This window comes from Paraburkholderia sp. J76 (genome assembly GCF_905220295.1).
Lineage (GTDB): Bacteria > Pseudomonadota > Gammaproteobacteria > Burkholderiales > Burkholderiaceae > Paraburkholderia.
Map to the genome: position 1 here is coordinate 212,230 of NZ_CAJMZJ010000006.1, position 15,156 is coordinate 227,385.

General features: G+C 65.3%; 14 protein-coding genes. 6 read left to right on the top strand and 8 right to left on the bottom strand.

Going from position 1 to position 15,156, the window contains the following annotated elements:
• Window positions 1-20: 20 nt before the first annotated feature.
• Together gabD and gabT are read right to left on the bottom strand one after the other, a co-directional pair.
• Window positions 21-1,472, bottom strand: coding sequence for an NADP-dependent succinate-semialdehyde dehydrogenase (gene gabD / locus U5768_RS14160; protein WP_322031027.1), 1,452 nt, complete (start codon window positions 1,470-1,472; stop codon window positions 21-23).
• A gap of 120 nt (window positions 1,473-1,592) precedes the next feature.
• Window positions 1,593-2,885, bottom strand: coding sequence for a 4-aminobutyrate--2-oxoglutarate transaminase (gene gabT / locus U5768_RS14165; RefSeq protein ID WP_322031028.1), 1,293 nt, complete (start codon window positions 2,883-2,885; stop codon window positions 1,593-1,595).
• Window positions 2,886-3,013: 128 nt separating this feature from the next.
• Here gabT and U5768_RS14170 point away from each other — a divergent pair, with 128 nt between their 5' ends.
• The gene (locus U5768_RS14170; protein WP_322031029.1) at window positions 3,014-4,657 is read left to right on the top strand and encodes a PLP-dependent aminotransferase family protein; all 1,644 of its coding nucleotides are present in this window, start codon (window positions 3,014-3,016) and stop codon (window positions 4,655-4,657) included.
• A gap of 15 nt (window positions 4,658-4,672) precedes the next feature.
• Here U5768_RS14170 and U5768_RS14175 read toward each other — a convergent pair whose 3' ends face one another.
• The 4 genes from U5768_RS14175 to phnC form a co-directional block, all read right to left on the bottom strand.
• A complete protein-coding gene (locus U5768_RS14175) occupies window positions 4,673-5,509 on the bottom strand; it encodes an EamA family transporter (RefSeq protein WP_322031030.1) in 837 nt (278 codons plus the stop codon).
• Window positions 5,510-5,664: 155 nt separating this feature from the next.
• A complete protein-coding gene (phnE, locus tag U5768_RS14180; RefSeq protein ID WP_322031031.1) occupies window positions 5,665-6,501 on the bottom strand; it encodes a phosphonate ABC transporter, permease protein PhnE in 837 nt (278 codons plus the stop codon).
• A complete protein-coding gene (gene phnD, locus U5768_RS14185; RefSeq protein ID WP_322031032.1) occupies window positions 6,501-7,478 on the bottom strand; it encodes a phosphonate ABC transporter substrate-binding protein in 978 nt (325 codons plus the stop codon). The genes phnE and phnD overlap by 1 nt, the downstream gene beginning before the upstream one ends.
• A gap of 54 nt (window positions 7,479-7,532) precedes the next feature.
• A complete protein-coding gene (gene phnC / locus U5768_RS14190) occupies window positions 7,533-8,360 on the bottom strand; it encodes a phosphonate ABC transporter ATP-binding protein (protein ID WP_322031033.1) in 828 nt (275 codons plus the stop codon).
• Window positions 8,361-8,629: 269 nt separating this feature from the next.
• Between phnC and U5768_RS14195 the strand changes: the two genes are divergently transcribed.
• Genes U5768_RS14195 through U5768_RS14210 form a run of 4 tightly spaced genes read left to right on the top strand, consistent with a single transcriptional unit; the run spans window position 8,630 to window position 12,435 of the window.
• Complete coding sequence (locus U5768_RS14195; protein ID WP_322031034.1) at window positions 8,630-9,664, top strand: M14 family zinc carboxypeptidase; 1,035 nt, start codon at window positions 8,630-8,632, stop codon at window positions 9,662-9,664.
• Entirely contained in the window at window positions 9,661-10,425 is a 765-nt protein-coding gene (locus U5768_RS14200) for an alpha/beta hydrolase (protein WP_322031035.1), read from the top strand. The genes U5768_RS14195 and U5768_RS14200 overlap by 4 nt, the downstream gene beginning before the upstream one ends.
• Window positions 10,426-10,465: 40 nt before the next feature.
• On the top strand, window positions 10,466-11,533 hold the full coding sequence (gene selD, locus U5768_RS14205) for a selenide, water dikinase SelD (protein ID WP_322031036.1): 1,068 nt from the start codon (window positions 10,466-10,468) through the stop codon (window positions 11,531-11,533).
• On the top strand, window positions 11,530-12,435 hold the full coding sequence (locus tag U5768_RS14210; RefSeq protein ID WP_322031037.1) for a cation diffusion facilitator family transporter: 906 nt from the start codon (window positions 11,530-11,532) through the stop codon (window positions 12,433-12,435). The genes selD and U5768_RS14210 overlap by 4 nt, the downstream gene beginning before the upstream one ends.
• A gap of 168 nt (window positions 12,436-12,603) precedes the next feature.
• Here U5768_RS14210 and U5768_RS14215 read toward each other — a convergent pair whose 3' ends face one another.
• Window positions 12,604-12,873, bottom strand: coding sequence for a DUF4148 domain-containing protein (locus tag U5768_RS14215; protein ID WP_322031038.1), 270 nt, complete (start codon window positions 12,871-12,873; stop codon window positions 12,604-12,606).
• A 196-nt stretch (window positions 12,874-13,069) separates the two neighbouring features.
• Window positions 13,070-14,074 (bottom strand): LysR family transcriptional regulator, encoded by a 1,005-nt coding sequence (locus U5768_RS14220; RefSeq protein WP_322031039.1) that lies wholly within the window; start codon window positions 14,072-14,074, stop codon window positions 13,070-13,072.
• Window positions 14,075-14,262: 188 nt separating this feature from the next.
• On the opposite strand from U5768_RS14220, the gene U5768_RS14225 reads away from it, so the two are divergent.
• The gene (locus U5768_RS14225; protein WP_322031040.1) at window positions 14,263-15,156 is read left to right on the top strand and encodes an alpha/beta hydrolase; all 894 of its coding nucleotides are present in this window, start codon (window positions 14,263-14,265) and stop codon (window positions 15,154-15,156) included.

Genomic DNA, 15,156 nt, shown 5'->3' on the forward strand with positions numbered 1-15,156 from the left:
GCCCGTCGTTCGTTTGGGGCTTACATGCCCGCCATGCACAGGTACTTGATCACCACGTAGTCGTCCACGCCGTAGTGCGAACCCTCGCGGCCAAGGCCCGACTGCTTCACGCCGCCAAACGGTGCGACTTCGTTCGAGATCAGGCCGGTGTTGATGCCCACCATGCCGTATTCGAGCGCTTCGGCCACGCGCCACACACGGCCGATGTCGCGGCTGTAGAAGTAGGCGGCGAGACCGAATTCGGTATCGTTAGCCATCCTGATCACTTCGTCATCCGACGAGAAGCGGAACAGCGGGGCGAGCGGGCCGAAGGTTTCGTCGCGTGCAACCTTCATCGCGGGCGTGACGCCGGTGAGGATCGTCGGCTCGAAAAAACCGTGGCCGAGCGCGTGACGCTTGCCGCCCGTGATCACTTGCGCGCCCTTCGCGAGCGCGTCCTCTATGTGCGATTCCACCTTCAGCACGGCCGCTTCGTTGATGAGCGGGCCTTGCGTCACGCCGGCCTCGGTGCCGGGACCGACCTTGAGCTTTTCCACCGCATCGCGCAGTTTGGCCGCGAACGCGTCGTACACGGCGTTGTGCACATAGAAGCGGTTCGTGCACACGCAGGTCTGGCCGCTGTTGCGATATTTCGATGCGATGGCGCCGGCTACGGCCGCATCGATATCGGCGTCTTCGAACACGATGAACGGCGCGTTGCCGCCCAGTTCCAGCGAGACTTTTTTGACCGTCGAGGCGCACTGGCTCATGAGCAGGCGGCCCACCGGCGTCGAGCCCGTGAACGAAAGCTTGCGCACGGTCGGATTGCCCGTGAGTTCGCCGCCAATCGCCTTCGGGTCGCCCGTCACGACGCTGAACACGCCGCGCGGCACGCCCGCGCGCTCGGCCAGCACGGCCAGCGCGAGCGCCGAGAACGGCGTGGCTTCGGCGGGCTTGAGCACGATAGGGCAGCCTGCCGCGAGCGCGGGGCCGACCTTGCGCGTGATCATCGCGGCGGGAAAGTTCCACGGCGTAATCGCGGCGCACACGCCCACGGGTTCCTTCGTCACGACGATGCGCTTGTCGTTGGCGGGCGTGGGGATCGTGTCGCCGTAAATGCGCTTGCCTTCCTCCGCGAACCATTCGAGGAACGAGGCTGCGTAGCCGATCTCGCCCTTGGCCTCGGCGAGCGGCTTGCCTTGCTCCGTGGTGAGGATGAGCGCGAGGTCGTCGGCGTTTTCCATCATCAGGTCGTGCCACTTGCGCAGGATGCCGCTGCGCTCCTTCGCGGTCTTCGCGCGCCATGCGGGCCACGCGGCGTTCGCGGCGGCGATCGCGCGGCGCGTTTCCGCGGCGCCCATGCGCGGGACCGTGCCGATCAGCGCGCCAGTGGCGGGGTTTTTCACTTCGAGCGTGGCGCCATCTTCGGCGCCTTGCCATTCGCCATTGATGAAAGCGTTGTGTTGCAGCAGCGATGCGTCTTTCAGATTCATGCCTGAACTCCCGGTAGGCGTTGATTCAATTCGCTTGGAAGAACGAACGGCACAGCGGCAAGCGCCGGTGTGCCGTTTCGTGGATGGCCCGCCTGGCGCGAGCCAGGGTGCGGTGAAGGCTTACGCCGGCACGCCCACGGCTTCCTTGATCGACTCTTCGAGGATAGCGAGCGCTTCGTCGAACACGGCGTCCTGGATCGTCAGCGGGAACAGGAAGCGCACGACGTTCGAGTACACGCCGCACACGAGCAGCAGCAGGCCGCGGCTCAGCGCGGCGGTTTGCACGCGCTTCGTGAAGTCGGCGTCGGCTTCGTTCGTGCCGGGCTTGCAGAACTCAACGGCGTTCATCGCACCGGGGCCGCGCACGTCGGCGATTTGCGGCACTTCGGCCTTCATTGCATTGAGCGCGGCCTTGAGTTTGTCGCCGAGCTTCGTGGCGCGCTCGCACAGCTTTTCTTCTTCGATGATCTCGATCACCGCGTGCGCCGACGCCACAGCCAGCGGATTGCCCGCGTACGTGCCGCCGAGGCCGCCGGGCGCCGCCGCGTCCATGACTTCCGCGCGGCCCACCACGCCCGAAAGGGGCATGCCGCCCGCGAGGCTCTTGGCGATCGTCATGAGGTCGGGCGTGACGTCGTAGTGCTCCATCGCGAACAGCTTGCCGGTGCGCGCGAAGCCCGTTTGCACTTCGTCGGCGATCAGCAGGATGCCGTGCGTGTCGCAGATCTTGCGCAGGCCGCGCACGAAGTCCGCCGGCGCCTGATAGAAGCCGCCTTCGCCCTGAACCGGTTCGAAGATGATCGCGGCGACGCGCTTAGGATCGATGTCGGCCTTGAACAGCATGTCGATGTGCTTGAGCGAATCCGCCGTGCTGATGCCGTGCACCGGGTTCGGATACGGTGCGTGGTACACGTCGGCCGGGAACGGACCGAACGCGAGCTTGTACGGCGCGACCTTGCCCGTGAGCGCCATGCCCATCATCGTGCGGCCGTGGAAGCCGCCCGCGAAGGCGATCACGCCCGGACGGCCCGTATGGGCGCGTGCGATCTTGACGGCGTTTTCGACGGCTTCGGCGCCAGTCGTGAAGAAGGCGGCTTTCTTGGCGAAGCTGCCCGGCGCGCGCTGGGCGACCTTTTCGGCCAGTGAGACGTACGACTCGTACGGCACGATCTGGTAGGCCGTGTGCGTGAAGCGGTCCAGTTGCGCCTTGATCGCGGCGACGATCTTCGGATGACGGTGGCCCGTGTTGCACACGGCGATGCCGGCTGCGAAGTCGATGACGCGGCGGCCTTCCACGTCCCAAAGCTCGGCGTTTTCGGCGCGCTCGGCGTAGAAGTCGCACATCACGCCCACGCCGCGCGGGGTAATGGCGTTCTTGCGGCTTTGCAGGTCGGCGTTCTTGCTCACGTTCATCTCCTGTGGAATTCGGTGTCGGTTCTAAAGTTGGCTGGCGGACCGGCAAGCAGTCCATGTCGCGACTATACTCACGTTTGGCTCTAAATTTCAGAGCCATTCAGTGCAATATTTAGGAGCCAATTTCGATGCGTGCGAGTGTTCTGTCAGATTGGCTGGCCCAACGGCTCGACCGCGGCAGCGCCCAGCCGGTGTACCGGCAACTCCACAAGCTGCTACAGCACGCGATTCTTTCGCGCGAACTGCCGGCGGGGGCGCGAGTGCCGTCCTCGCGGCTGCTGGCGGCCGAGCTGGGGATTGCGCGCAATACCGTGACGCAGGTCTACGAACAATTGGTGCTCGAAGGCTATGTGACGTCGGCGACGGGACGCGGCACGTTCGTGGCGGATACGTCGCCCGATGAGATTGTCGGCGCGACGGAAATTGGCTCTCTGCAAACGCGAAAAACTATCGATGTTTCAGGAGCCGTGCTGTCCGCCCCAGAAGTTGCAACTAACAGCCCAGCCGCCGACCCCACGAGGGCACATGCAGCCATGGCGCCGGAAGCCTCGACGGCGAGCGGCCCGGAAAACATTGCCGCCTCCCACACGCAGCGTCCCGCGGCGCGCGCACTTTCGGTTCGCGGCACGCGCCTGATCGGAAGCGCGGGCGTATCGAAGCGTCAGGGCGGCGCGTTCATGCCCGGCGTGCCCGATGTCTCGCGCTTCCCGGCGCGCGTCTGGACGCGCCTGCATAACAAATACTGGCGCAGCCTGCGCCCCGATCTGCTGACGTACGCGCCCGGCGGCGGCCTCGCGCTGCTGCGCCACGTGCTGGCCGACTATCTGCGCACCTCGCGCTCGGTGCGTTGCTCGCCGGAGCAGATCATCATCACGACGGGCATTCATCAGTCGATCGATCTCGCGGTGCGTCTGCTTTCCGACCCCGGCGACACCATCTGGACCGAAGACCCCTGCTACTGGGGCGTGCGCAGCGTGCTGCACGTTTCCGGCCTCAACACGCGGCCTGTCGCCGTGGACAGCGAAGGTCTGAACCCGTCGGCCGCCGACTTCGCCGCGCCGCCGCCGCGCCTCATGCTCGTGACGCCTTCGCATCAGTATCCGCTCGGCATGGTGATGAGCCTCGCGCGTCGCCGCATGTTGCTCGAGTACGCGCGCCAGCATCAGTGCTGGATCATCGAGGACGACTACGACAGCGAGTTCCGCTACGGCAGCCGTCCGCTAGCCTCATTGCAGGGACTCGATACGGCAGGCCAGGTGATCTATGTGGGGAGCTTCGGCAAGACGCTGTTTCCGGGCTTGCGCGTGGGCTATCTCGTTGCGCCGCAAGCGCTCGCGGAAAGCTTCGCGACCGCGAGCGCGGAGTTGTACCGCGAGGGGCAATTGCTGCAGCAGGCCGTGCTCGCGGAATTCATCGCCGAGGGGCATTTCACCTCGCATATCCGCAAGATGCGCGCGCTTTACGGCCAGCGCCGCCAGGTGCTGCTCGACGCCGTTTCGCGCCGCTACGGCGACGCGCTGCCCGCCATGGGCGGCGACGCGGGCCTGCACGTGGTGATGCAACTGCCCGACGGCAGCGACGACCGCGCCGTGGCCGAAGCCGCGCTCGCGCGCAATATCGTGGTGCGGCCGCTTTCGGGGTATTACTCGTCGCGCGAGCGCGCGAACCCGGGCTTGCTGATCGGTTATGCGTGCGTGCCCGACGAGGAGATTGCGCCAGCGTTCGACACGCTGGCTGAGGCGATTGATACGACGTTGCCCGCGTTCGCGTGAGCCACTTCGAGGCAATCACATACGGATCAACACCGCCCCGCAAGTCACCAGCACGCAAGCCACCACACGCCGCGCCGTGAGCTTCTCCTTCATGAAAAGCCAGCCGATCAGCACGGCGAAGATGGACGACAGTTCGCGCAGCGCCGAGACCATCGCAATCGGCAAATAGCGGAACGCCTCGATCACGAGGCAATACGCCGTGAGCGCGAGCACGCCCGCGAGCATGCCGCGCATGACCGCCGAGGTCGACGTGAACATCTTTGCCGCGCCGCCGCGCAGCTTGCAGACCACGAGGAACTGCGGCACGTTCCAGAGCAGGTACACCCACATGACGTAGCTGAGGCCGTTGCCTGCGAGGCGTGCGCCGAGCCCGTCGATGACCGAATACATCGCGATGAACAGGCCCGTGAGCAGCGCATACGGCACGCTCTCGCCCGAAAAGCGCATGCCGCGCCGGAACGCGAGCGACATGATGCCGAGCGAAACGAGCGCAACGCCCGTAGCCGCGAGCGCATGCAGCGCTTCGTGCGCGAACACGAGCGCGCCGAAGAACACGAGCATGGGCGAGAGCCCGCGCGCGATGGGATAGATCTGCCCGAAGTCGCCGCTGCGATACGCGCGGATGAGCGTGAAGCAGTACGCGAACTCCAGCACCACCGACGCGGCGATATACGGCCAGCTTGCCTGCGCGGGAAGCGGGAGCACGCACACGGCGATCGCGCTGACGACGATGTACGGCACCGAAAACATGCCGAGCAGCCAGAGGCGGTCGCCCGAAAGATGGAGGAAGGCGTTCCAGCTCGCGTGCATGAGTGCCGAGAGCAGGACCAGCAGGACGACGAAACTGGCCATTGGGATTGCGAATCGAAGGGTGTGTTGAAGATGCGGGCCGTTGCGGCCGCAATCGTGCGATTATTCCAGCGAACGCGGGTGGCCGCCAGAAATAGCGAAAAGCCGTGCGAGCCGTTGTCGTGTTGCCAGGCGGCCCGCGCGGCGTTGGGAGTGCGTCAGATCACGCGCGCACGCAGTCTTGCCGAGATGAGATCGATGGCCGTGACGACGACGATCACCATGACGAGGACGGCGCTCGTCTGCTGATAGTCGAACGAGCGGATCTCCTCATACAACACGACGCCGATACCGCCCGCGCCCACCATTCCCACCACCATCGCCGAGCGCACGTTCGACTCGAACCGGTAGAGCGTGTACGAGATCCACAGCGGCATGACCTGGGGCAGCACGCCATAGATGATCTCGTCGAGCGGCGAGGCGCCCGTGGCGCGCACGCCTTCCACCGGGCGCGGGTCGATGGCTTCCACGGCTTCCGCGAAGAGCTTCGCGAGCACGCCCGTGGTGTGCACCCACAGCGCGAGCACGCCGGCGAACGGCCCGAGCCCCACGGCCACGATGAAGAGCATCGCGAACACCATTTCGTTGATGGCGCGGCACGCGTCCATCAAGCGCCGCACGGGGTGCAGCACCCATGCGGGCGCGAGATTGTGCGCCGACATCAACCCGAACGGCACCGCGCAGACGATGGCGAGCGCCGTGCCCCACAGCGCCACCGCGACCGTGACCCACATTTCGTGGGCATAGGTGCGCCATTCCGTGAAGTCCGGCGGGAAGAAGCCGCGCGCGAACGTGCCCATGTTCGCGGAGTCGGAGAAGAGGTCGAGCGGGCGCATGTCGGCCCCGCGCCACGCCACGCCGAGCAGCACGAACACAATGGCCCAGAGCGCGAGCGAGGACCAGCTTCGTTTGCCTGCGTGCTTGCCTCGCGTAACGTTACTGGCGACTTCTGCCTGCCGCACCGCGCGCGAGCTGTCGAAATCCATTGCGCCCATTATTGTTTCGCGAGTGCGCCGATTTTGGCGTCGATGGCCGCGATCTGGCTCTTGCGGTCGTCGTCCGAGAGATGCGTATCTGCGGCAATCTTCTCTTTCTGCTGGAACAGCGCGACCTGACGGATCGGCAGGAGCTGTGCGTCGCTCGCGGGCGCGAAGCCTGCATAGCCGGTGATGTCAGCCATGATCTTCTTCTCACGCGGATCGGTCTTCGCGTAGTGATAGAAGAAGTCGCGCAGCTTTTGCTTCGTCGCTTCAGGCAGATCCTTGCGGTACACGAGCGGATCGGACGCAATGAGCGGCGACGTCCACAGCACGCGCACCTGGGCAAAGCGATCCGGATGCTTCGCCTGAAGCGTGGAAAGCTCGATGGTGTTGTTGGTGGCGATATCCACCTTGTTGTTCACCACGGCGAGCAGGTTCGCTTCATGGCTCGACGGCAGCACGGTCTTGAAGTTTGTCGCGTTCACCGAAACGCCGTGCTGCGCGAAGAGGTAGTAACCCGGAATCAGCGTGCCCGAGGTCGAATTGGGGTCGCCCCAGCCCAGCGTGAGATCCTTTGGGTTCCTGAATACATCGTCGATCGTCTTCACGCGGCTGTTCACGTTGGTGATGAGCACCGACTTGTAGCCGCTGTCGCCATTCGCGTAGAGCACCTTCGCGAAGATTTCGCCATTCGAGCGGTCCACGGCTTCCATGGCCGAAGCATTGCCGAAGTAGCCGATCTGCACCTTGTTGAAGCGCATCGCCTCGATGATGCCCGAGTAGTCGGTAGCGAAGAATGCCTTCACGTTAAGGCCGGTTTGCTTGTTCAGGTCGTCGATGAACGGTTGCCAGCGTTGCTTGAGCACCGCCGACGAATCGGTCGAGATGATGCCGAAGCTGAGGTCTTCCGCGTGGGCGGCCGCGCTGCCGAGCGAGGCAAACGCGACGGCGCCGGCGGCGCACCAGGAGAGCATGGAGCGGAGCAGTTTCATTGGGGCGGTCCGGGGTAAGGAAAACGTTGCGGGTTGAAAAAAAAGCGCAGCCCGTCACGCCGCACGAGGCTGCGCGCCGAAGCGCTTTGCGGCGGAGGGCGCTGCGTCCGGTTCGAGCAATTCGCGCGCGGCGCTGCCATAAAGCTGTTGCAGCAGGGCGGGCGTGAGCGCAGCCGAAGCGCCGTCGTACACCACGCGTCCGTCGCGCAGCGCGACGGTGCGCGGGCAATACTCCATGGCGATATCCACCTGATGCAGCGAGACGACCACCGTCAAGCCGTGATCGCGATTGAGCATGCGCATCATGTCCATCACGCGGCGCGACGAGGCGGGGTCGAGCGAGGCGATCGGTTCGTCCGCGAGAATGAGGCGCGCGCGCTGCACGAGTGCGCGGGCGAGCGCCGCGCGCTGCTGCTGGCCGCCCGAGAGATTCGCCGCGCGCTCGGCGGCCTTGTGCGCGATGCCCACTTCGCCGAGCGCAGCAAACATCAGCTCGCGTTCGGCGCGCGGAAAGCGGCCCGTGAGGCGTCGCCACAACGGCAGCCGCGATAGCGCACCGATCAGCACATTCGTTTCGACCGTGAGGCGATTCACGAGATTGAACTGCTGAAACACGAAGCCGATGTCGCGGCGAATGCGGCGTACTTCACGCACGATGCGCCCGTCCTGCTGAATAGGACGACCAAGGATCTCGATGCGCGAAGGCTGCGGGTCCGAAGCCGTAAATCCCGCGATATGGCGCAGCAAAGTCGATTTGCCCGAGCCTGATGCGCCGATCAGCGCGACCATCTCGCCAACGCCCACGCGCAGGTTGATCTCGTCGAGCGCCTTGCGCCCGCTGTCGAAGCTTTTCGAGAGGCGTTCGATGCGTATGGCGTCCATAACAATCCGTCGCTGTGTAGTCGAGGGGTCATTCTAGGAAGCGACTGTGACGGTTGAGTGAAGGTGTCGCGACGTCTAGACGACTACATGTTTAGCGACACCTCGCGCCGAAGAAAAAAAACGCGTGGGATGTGACAGCCGCGTGACGCCAAATATCTGTCACGCTCAATAGGGAGGTAAGCGGCTATATTGATGGCAACACGTGCTGTCCCTGGTTTTCCCGACATATTGCCGACTACTCATTGACGAGCGACGAAACCCGGCGCCATATGCAGGCACTGAGCTTCCTACCCGACAGCTTCGCGGAATACGAGGACCTCAAGGCGATCCTCGATGCCGGCGCGCGCTGGTTCGACATTCGCAGCGCGGGCGAAGTCGAGGTGCGCGGCCGCGCGTTTGCGCTGCATGTCGCGGCAATCGGCTCGCGCGATCCGTCCGCGCCCGCCATCGGTTTTTTCGGCGGCATTCACGGGCTCGAGCGAATCGGCTCGCAACTGGTGCTCGATTACATGCGCGCGTTGGTGGGGCGTCTCGCGTGGGACGAACTGCTCATGCGCCAGCTTGAATCCGTGCGCATCGTGCTTGCGCCCATCGTCAATCCGGGCGGAATGTGGCTCGCCACGCGTGCGAATCCGAACGGCGTGGATCTCATGCGCAACGCGCCGCAGGACGCCGACGAACGCGTGCCCTTTCTCGCGGGCGGCCAGCGTGTGGGATCGTGGCTGCCGTGGTATCGCGGCAGGCGCGGCGCGCCGATGGAAACCGAGGCGAGCGCGCTTTTGAAAATCGTGGACGAAGAACTTTCGCAGCGCCCGCTCTCGTTCGCGCTCGATTGCCATTCGGGCTACGGATGGAGCGACAGCATCTGGTTCCCATACGCGCGCACGCGCCGCCTCATGCGCCATCTGCCCGAAATGTACGTGCTCAAGACGATGTTCGAGCGCGCGCATCCGCATCACGGCTACACGTTCGAGCCGCAGAGCCATCAATATCTGCTGCACGGCGACTTGTGGGATTGCGCGTACGATCGCGCGCCCGCCGGCAACATCTTCCTGCCGCTCACGCTCGAACTGGGCTCGTGGCTGTGGATCAAGAAAAATCCGCGGCAGATTTTCTCGCGCCAAGGCATGTTCAATCCGCAATTGGCGCATCGCACGGCGCGCGTCCTGAGGCGTCACGCGAACCTGTTCGACTTCCTCACGCGCGCCGCGTATTCGTCGCAACGCTGGCTGCCCGAGGGCGTGACGCGCGAACAGGTGCTGCAAAGCGCAATCGCGCACTGGTATCGCAGGCCCGGCGTATGAGCGCGCCGTGGCTTCTGTTGCGCGGCCTCACGCGCGAATCGCGCCATTGGGGCGCGTTTGCCGCGCTGCTCGCCGCGCGCGAAGGCGTGTTGCCCATCGACCTGCCGGGCAATGGCGCGATGGCAGCCGAACGCTCGCCGTTCAAAGTCGACGCCTACGTGGACGCGCTGCGCGCCGAAGCGCAGCGTCGCGGCGCGCGCGCGCCATACCGCGTGCTGGCGATGTCGCTGGGCGGCATGGTGGCGACGGCGTGGGCCCTGCGCTATCCCGACGAGATCGAGCGCCTCGTGCTCGTGAATACGAGCATGCGGCCGCATGGCCGCGTGTACGAGCGTTTGCGGCCCTCGGCGTGGGCCACGCTCGCGCGCGTAGCGCGGCATTGGGCTGGGCAGGATGACGAAGGCATCGCCGAGACGCTGATCCACGGCCTTACCTGCGCGCGGCGCGAGACGCTCGCCGCCGATCTCGAAACGTGGCGCGCGATCCGCGAGAGCGCCCACGTGAGCCGCGCGAACGCGCTGCGCCAGCTAGGGGCCGCCGCGCGCTTCAAGGCGTGCGGCGTGCCGCACTGCGCGGTGCTCGTGGTGTCGTCGCGCGGCGACCGGCTCGTGAATCCCGTGTGCTCGGGCCGCCTCGCGCGCGCGTGGGGAGCGCCGCACGTGGAGCATCCGTGGGCGGGGCACGATCTGCCGCACGACGACCCGCAATGGCTGGTCGACACGCTCCACGCCCGCGTCGCCCGTCCGGCGATTGCCCCATAATACGAAAACTCATCCGGCACTTTCAGGACGGTTTCCAGACATGAACGATCAACCCGCCATCGGCGCGGCCGTGCCGCGCCTCACGAGCCTTTCGCACGGCGGCGGCTGCGGCTGCAAGATCGCGCCGGGCGTGCTTTCCGCGCTGCTCGCGCGCAGCACGCCGCTCACCGCCGCGTTTCCGAACCTGCTGGTCGGCACCGAGACCGCCGACGACGCCGCCGTCTACAAGCTCAACGACGAGCAGGCTATCGTCGCGACCACGGACTTCTTCATGCCGATCGTGGACGACCCGTACGACTTCGGCCGCATCGCCGCGACCAACGCGCTTTCGGACGTCTACGCCATGGGCGGCAAGCCGATTCTCGCGCTCGCGCTCGTGGGCATGCCCATCAACGTGCTGCCGCACGACGTGATCGCGCAGGTGCTGCGCGGCGGCGAGGACGTGTGCGCGGCGGCGGGCATTCCCGTGGCGGGCGGTCATTCGATCGACTCCGTCGAGCCCATTTACGGCCTGGCGGCCATCGGCGTGGTGCATCCCGGGCGCGTGAAGCGCAACGCTTCGGCACAAGCCGGCGACGTGCTCGTGCTCGGCAAGCCGCTCGGCGTGGGCGTGCTTTCTGCCGCGCTGAAGAAGGAACTGCTCGGCGATGCGGGCTACAAGGCGATGGTGAGCGCCGCGACGATGCTCAACACGCCGGGCGCGGCGCTCGCGGACCTGCCAGGCGTCCACGCGCTGACCGACGTGACGGGCTTCGGCCTGCTCGGCCACACGCTCGAAATCGCACGCGGCGCGAATCTCACGGCGCGCGTGCGCTACGCCGATCTGCCGTGGCTGCCCGGCGTGCAGAAGTTCGTGGACGAGGGCGTGTTCACGGGCGCCTCGGGCCGCAACTGGGCCTCGTACGGCGACGCCGTCACGCTCTCGCCCAGCCTGCCTGAAAGCGCGCGTACGCTGCTCACCGACCCGCAGACCTCAGGCGGTCTGCTCGTCGCCTGCGCGCCCGAAAGCGTGGACGAAGTGCTCGCGATCTTCCGCGCGGAAGGCTTCACCGACGCCCGCGCGATCGGCGAACTGAGCGAAGGCCCGGCGCGCGTCGAGGCGCTATGAGCGGGGAGTCGCCGAAAGCCATCTTCTACGCGCTGGCCGCGAACCTCGGCATTGCCATCTGCAAGTACGCGGCCGCCGCGTTCACGGGTTCGGGTTCGATGTTCGCGGAGGCGATTCACTCCACGGCCGATTGCGGCAATCAACTGTTGCTGCTGTTCGGCCTGCGCCAGTCGCGCGAGCCGCCTACGCCGCTGCATCCCATGGGCACGGGCCGCGCGATCAACTTCTATTCGCTGCTTGTCGCGCTGCTGCTGTTTTTCGTGGGCGGCGCGTTCTCGGTGTACGAGGGCGTGCATCGGCTGATCGCGCGCGAACCGCTGCGATTCGTGTATGTCGCGCTCGTCGTGCTCGGCATTTCCGTGGTGCTGGAGGCGTTTTCGCTTTACGGCGCAATACGCGAAATACGCAAGGGCGCGCCCACGAAATCGCTATGGCGCTGGGCGCGCGAAACGCGCGACTCGGACTTGCTCGTCGTGGCGGGCGAGGATATCGCGGCGCTCGCCGGTCTCGCCATTGCGTTCGCCGCGGTGCTGCTCACGGTCATCACGGGCAATCCGGCATGGGACGCGTGCGGATCGATTGGCGTGGGCGTGCTGCTCATGCTGATTGCGTGGTTCATCGCGCGCGAAGTGAAGTCGATGATCGTCGGCGAATCGGCGAGCCCGGAAATGCGCCATGAAATCGAATTGTTTCTGCGCGCGCGCCCGGAGATTCGCAGCATTATTAGTTTGATTACATTGCAATGGGGCAAGGAAGTCATGGTTGCCGTGCAATGCGAAATGATCGATTTCGACCATAGCCGCCCGATGGTCGAAGCCATCAACGTGATCGAAGCCGATTTGCAGGCGCATTTTCCCGTGGTGCGCTGGGTGTTTTTCGAGCCCGATTTCGTGAATCGATAACGCCAAGGCCCGGCGGGTGTAAAACCGCCGGGCCTTTTCACGTTGCCGCGCGCGCTTCGATCTTCAATGACGGAACGGCGTCCACACCGGCGTGGTGTTGCCCCACTGTTCGAGTTCGGAAGGTACGGTCTGATTCATGATGGACTCCTGATTATCTGGTGGACGGAATCAGTCGCCGGCGCGCGCTACGCTCGTGGCTTGCGCGCGGCTCTCCTGCAGCGCGATGCGTTGCGCCTGCGTGCGGCCGATCAGGCTTTGCTCGGGGTAGCTTGTCTTGTTCAGCGAAGGCAGCGTGCCGTCGCGATACGCGGCGGCGATTTCGGCCTTCACTTCGGCGCGGGTTTTCGGGGCGCTGTTGTCCTGCGCGAAAGCCGACGTGCTAACGGCGAGCGAGAGAACGAGCGTGGCGCCAATGGCGGTTGCGAGAGTGCGTTTCATCATCTGCTCCTTTTCTACTGGTGCCGCGTGGGTCGCGGCGACAGGAGCAAATGTAGTTGCGCAGCCGTTTGCGATAAACGGCCGGAACGCGAAAGCAATTGTCGAAATTCCGGAACAATCGCTGGCCGCGCCCGCGAAAGCATTTGCGGGCGCGGTTTCGAGGAGGTAGCGGCGCTACGGCGTTACGCTCTCCAGCCTATGCGGCCCATTCCGAAATCACCGGCGTTTCGAGCGCCGGGGCATTTTCGCGCTCTTCGAGCGTGCGCAGCGTGCAGGCCTTGTCGAGCGAGGCGCGGCCGGAAAGCAGCGGGCAGCGGTCGAACACTTCGGCGATCCAGTCCACGAACACGCGCACCTTGGGCGACAAATGGCGGCTGTGCGGATACACCGCCGAAATGGGCATGGGCAGCGGCTTGAAATCGGGCAGCACCTCGACGAGCGCGCCCGACTTCAGATGCGGCAACACCATGTAGCGCGGGCCCTGAATAAGGCCGAAACCTTCGATGCCGCAGGTCACGTAGGCGTCGGCGTCGTTCACCGAGACCATGCTCTTGAGCTTGATCTCCACTTCCTTGCCGTCGACAAGAAACGCCCAGTCGATCACGCGCCCCGTGCGCGAGGAGAAATAATTCACGGCGCGGTGTTCGGCGAGTTCCTCGAGCGTTTGCGGCGTACCGTGGCGCTCCAGATACGAGGGCGCCGCGCACGACACGCCTTCGAAAAGGCCGATGCGCCGCGCGACCAGCGACGAATCCTGCAGCGCGCCCACGCGCACCACGCAATCCACGCCTTCCTGCAGCATGTCGACGGGGCGGTCGGAGAGCCCGAGTTGCAGGTCGATGTCCGGATAGCGGCTGTGGAATTCCGAAAGCGACGGAATCACGATGATCCGCCCGATCGAGCCGGGCATGTCGATGCGCAGCTTGCCGTGCGGCTTGCGGTTGCGATCCTGGAAAGTGGTTTCCGTTTCCTCGACGTCCGCGAGAATGCGCACGCAGCGTTCGTAATACGCGGCGCCGTCCGGCGTGAGCGACAGACGGCGCGTGGTGCGATGCATGAGGCGCACGCCGAGAAATGCTTCGAGGTTCTGAATGATCGTCGTGACCGAAGCGCGCGGCATGTCGAGCGTTTCGGCTGCGCGCGTGAAGCTGTTGGTATCGACGACGCGGGTGAACACCTGCATGGCCTGAAGGCGGTCCATTGCCACTCTCCAAAAAGCTTCGGTCGCACGGCGCGCGGCGTTGAATGGAAACGCCCGCGCAGAAAGAGGAGACAGATTGTTCAGGTGCGCCGAATTGTGTTGCCGGATTATAGGCATTTATTTGCAAGTCTGCCGAACCCACAATTCGTTTCACTCGAATCTACTCTCGCGCATTGCGCCGATTTGTCATGGATGTATTTAAACGCCCGACGTCCTGGATCTCCGCGGAGGAAGCGCCGCAGGTAGAAGCACCCGTGGTCTTCCCGCTTGCCGCGTCCGCCGGGCCCGGTCACGTGCGCGCGCTGCTCACGACCGACGTGGCGATCGAAGGCTACGCGCAGCAGATTGCGCTGCGCCTGTATCGCCCCGAGGCCGCGAACGGACTGCCGGTGTTGCTGTATTTCCACGGCGGCGGATTTGTGCGGGGGTCCATCGACGAAGCGGACGCGATAGGGCGGTTTCTCGCAGAGCACTTACCGGCGCTCGTCGTGAGCGTGGGGTATTCGCTTGCACCAAAGCACCCGTTTCCCGCCGCGCCCGAAGATGCGCACCGCGCGGCGTTGTGGGCGCTCACGCGGGCTCGCGCGTTCGGCGGCAACCCGAAGCGCGTGATCGCGGCGGGGCACGACGCGGGCGGCCAGATCGCCAACGTGCTCGCCTTCATGGGACGCGATCGCGGCGACGTGAAGCTCGCGGCGCAGGCGTTGTTCGCGCCGATGCTGGACCCGAGCCTCACGCGTCTGGGCGACGAGGCGCGTCTTGGCTCCGATATCACCGCGAGCGAATGCGCGGCGTGTTATCGCGCGTATCTGCCCGATGCGGCGCAGCGCATGCATCCGTATGCTGCGCCGCTCGAATCGCTGCGCCTTGGCGGCTTGCCGCCCACGCTCATCGTGACCGCGCAGAACGACGTGCTGCATATCGAGGCGGAGAAGTACGCGAGCCGCCTGATCGACGCGGGCGTGCGCACCCAGGTGGTGCGCTATCCGAGCGTCTCGCACGCGAACCTCGCGGCGCATCCGGCCGCGCTCAGCGAAGCCGTGCGGTTTTTCCAATGTTGCTTCGACGCGGGCGCGTCATAA

What these genes read in the sequence shown, in the direction of transcription:
- gabD (WP_322031027.1), bottom strand. Translation starts at nt 1,472, where the DNA reads ATGAATCTGAAAGACGCATCGCTGCTGCAACACAACGCTTTCATCAAT.
- gabT (WP_322031028.1), bottom strand. Translation starts at nt 2,885, where the DNA reads ATGAACGTGAGCAAGAACGCCGACCTGCAAAGCCGCAAGAACGCCATT.
- U5768_RS14170 (WP_322031029.1), top strand. Translation starts at nt 3,014, where the DNA reads ATGCGTGCGAGTGTTCTGTCAGATTGGCTGGCCCAACGGCTCGACCGC.
- U5768_RS14175 (WP_322031030.1), bottom strand. Translation starts at nt 5,509, where the DNA reads ATGGCCAGTTTCGTCGTCCTGCTGGTCCTGCTCTCGGCACTCATGCAC.
- phnE (WP_322031031.1), bottom strand. Translation starts at nt 6,501, where the DNA reads ATGGGCGCAATGGATTTCGACAGCTCGCGCGCGGTGCGGCAGGCAGAA.
- phnD (WP_322031032.1), bottom strand. Translation starts at nt 7,478, where the DNA reads ATGAAACTGCTCCGCTCCATGCTCTCCTGGTGCGCCGCCGGCGCCGTC.
- phnC (WP_322031033.1), bottom strand. Translation starts at nt 8,360, where the DNA reads ATGGACGCCATACGCATCGAACGCCTCTCGAAAAGCTTCGACAGCGGG.
- U5768_RS14195 (WP_322031034.1), top strand. Translation starts at nt 8,630, where the DNA reads ATGCAGGCACTGAGCTTCCTACCCGACAGCTTCGCGGAATACGAGGAC.
- U5768_RS14200 (WP_322031035.1), top strand. Translation starts at nt 9,661, where the DNA reads ATGAGCGCGCCGTGGCTTCTGTTGCGCGGCCTCACGCGCGAATCGCGC.
- selD (WP_322031036.1), top strand. Translation starts at nt 10,466, where the DNA reads ATGAACGATCAACCCGCCATCGGCGCGGCCGTGCCGCGCCTCACGAGC.
- U5768_RS14210 (WP_322031037.1), top strand. Translation starts at nt 11,530, where the DNA reads ATGAGCGGGGAGTCGCCGAAAGCCATCTTCTACGCGCTGGCCGCGAAC.
- U5768_RS14215 (WP_322031038.1), bottom strand. Translation starts at nt 12,873, where the DNA reads ATGAAACGCACTCTCGCAACCGCCATTGGCGCCACGCTCGTTCTCTCG.
- U5768_RS14220 (WP_322031039.1), bottom strand. Translation starts at nt 14,074, where the DNA reads ATGGACCGCCTTCAGGCCATGCAGGTGTTCACCCGCGTCGTCGATACC.
- U5768_RS14225 (WP_322031040.1), top strand. Translation starts at nt 14,263, where the DNA reads ATGGATGTATTTAAACGCCCGACGTCCTGGATCTCCGCGGAGGAAGCG.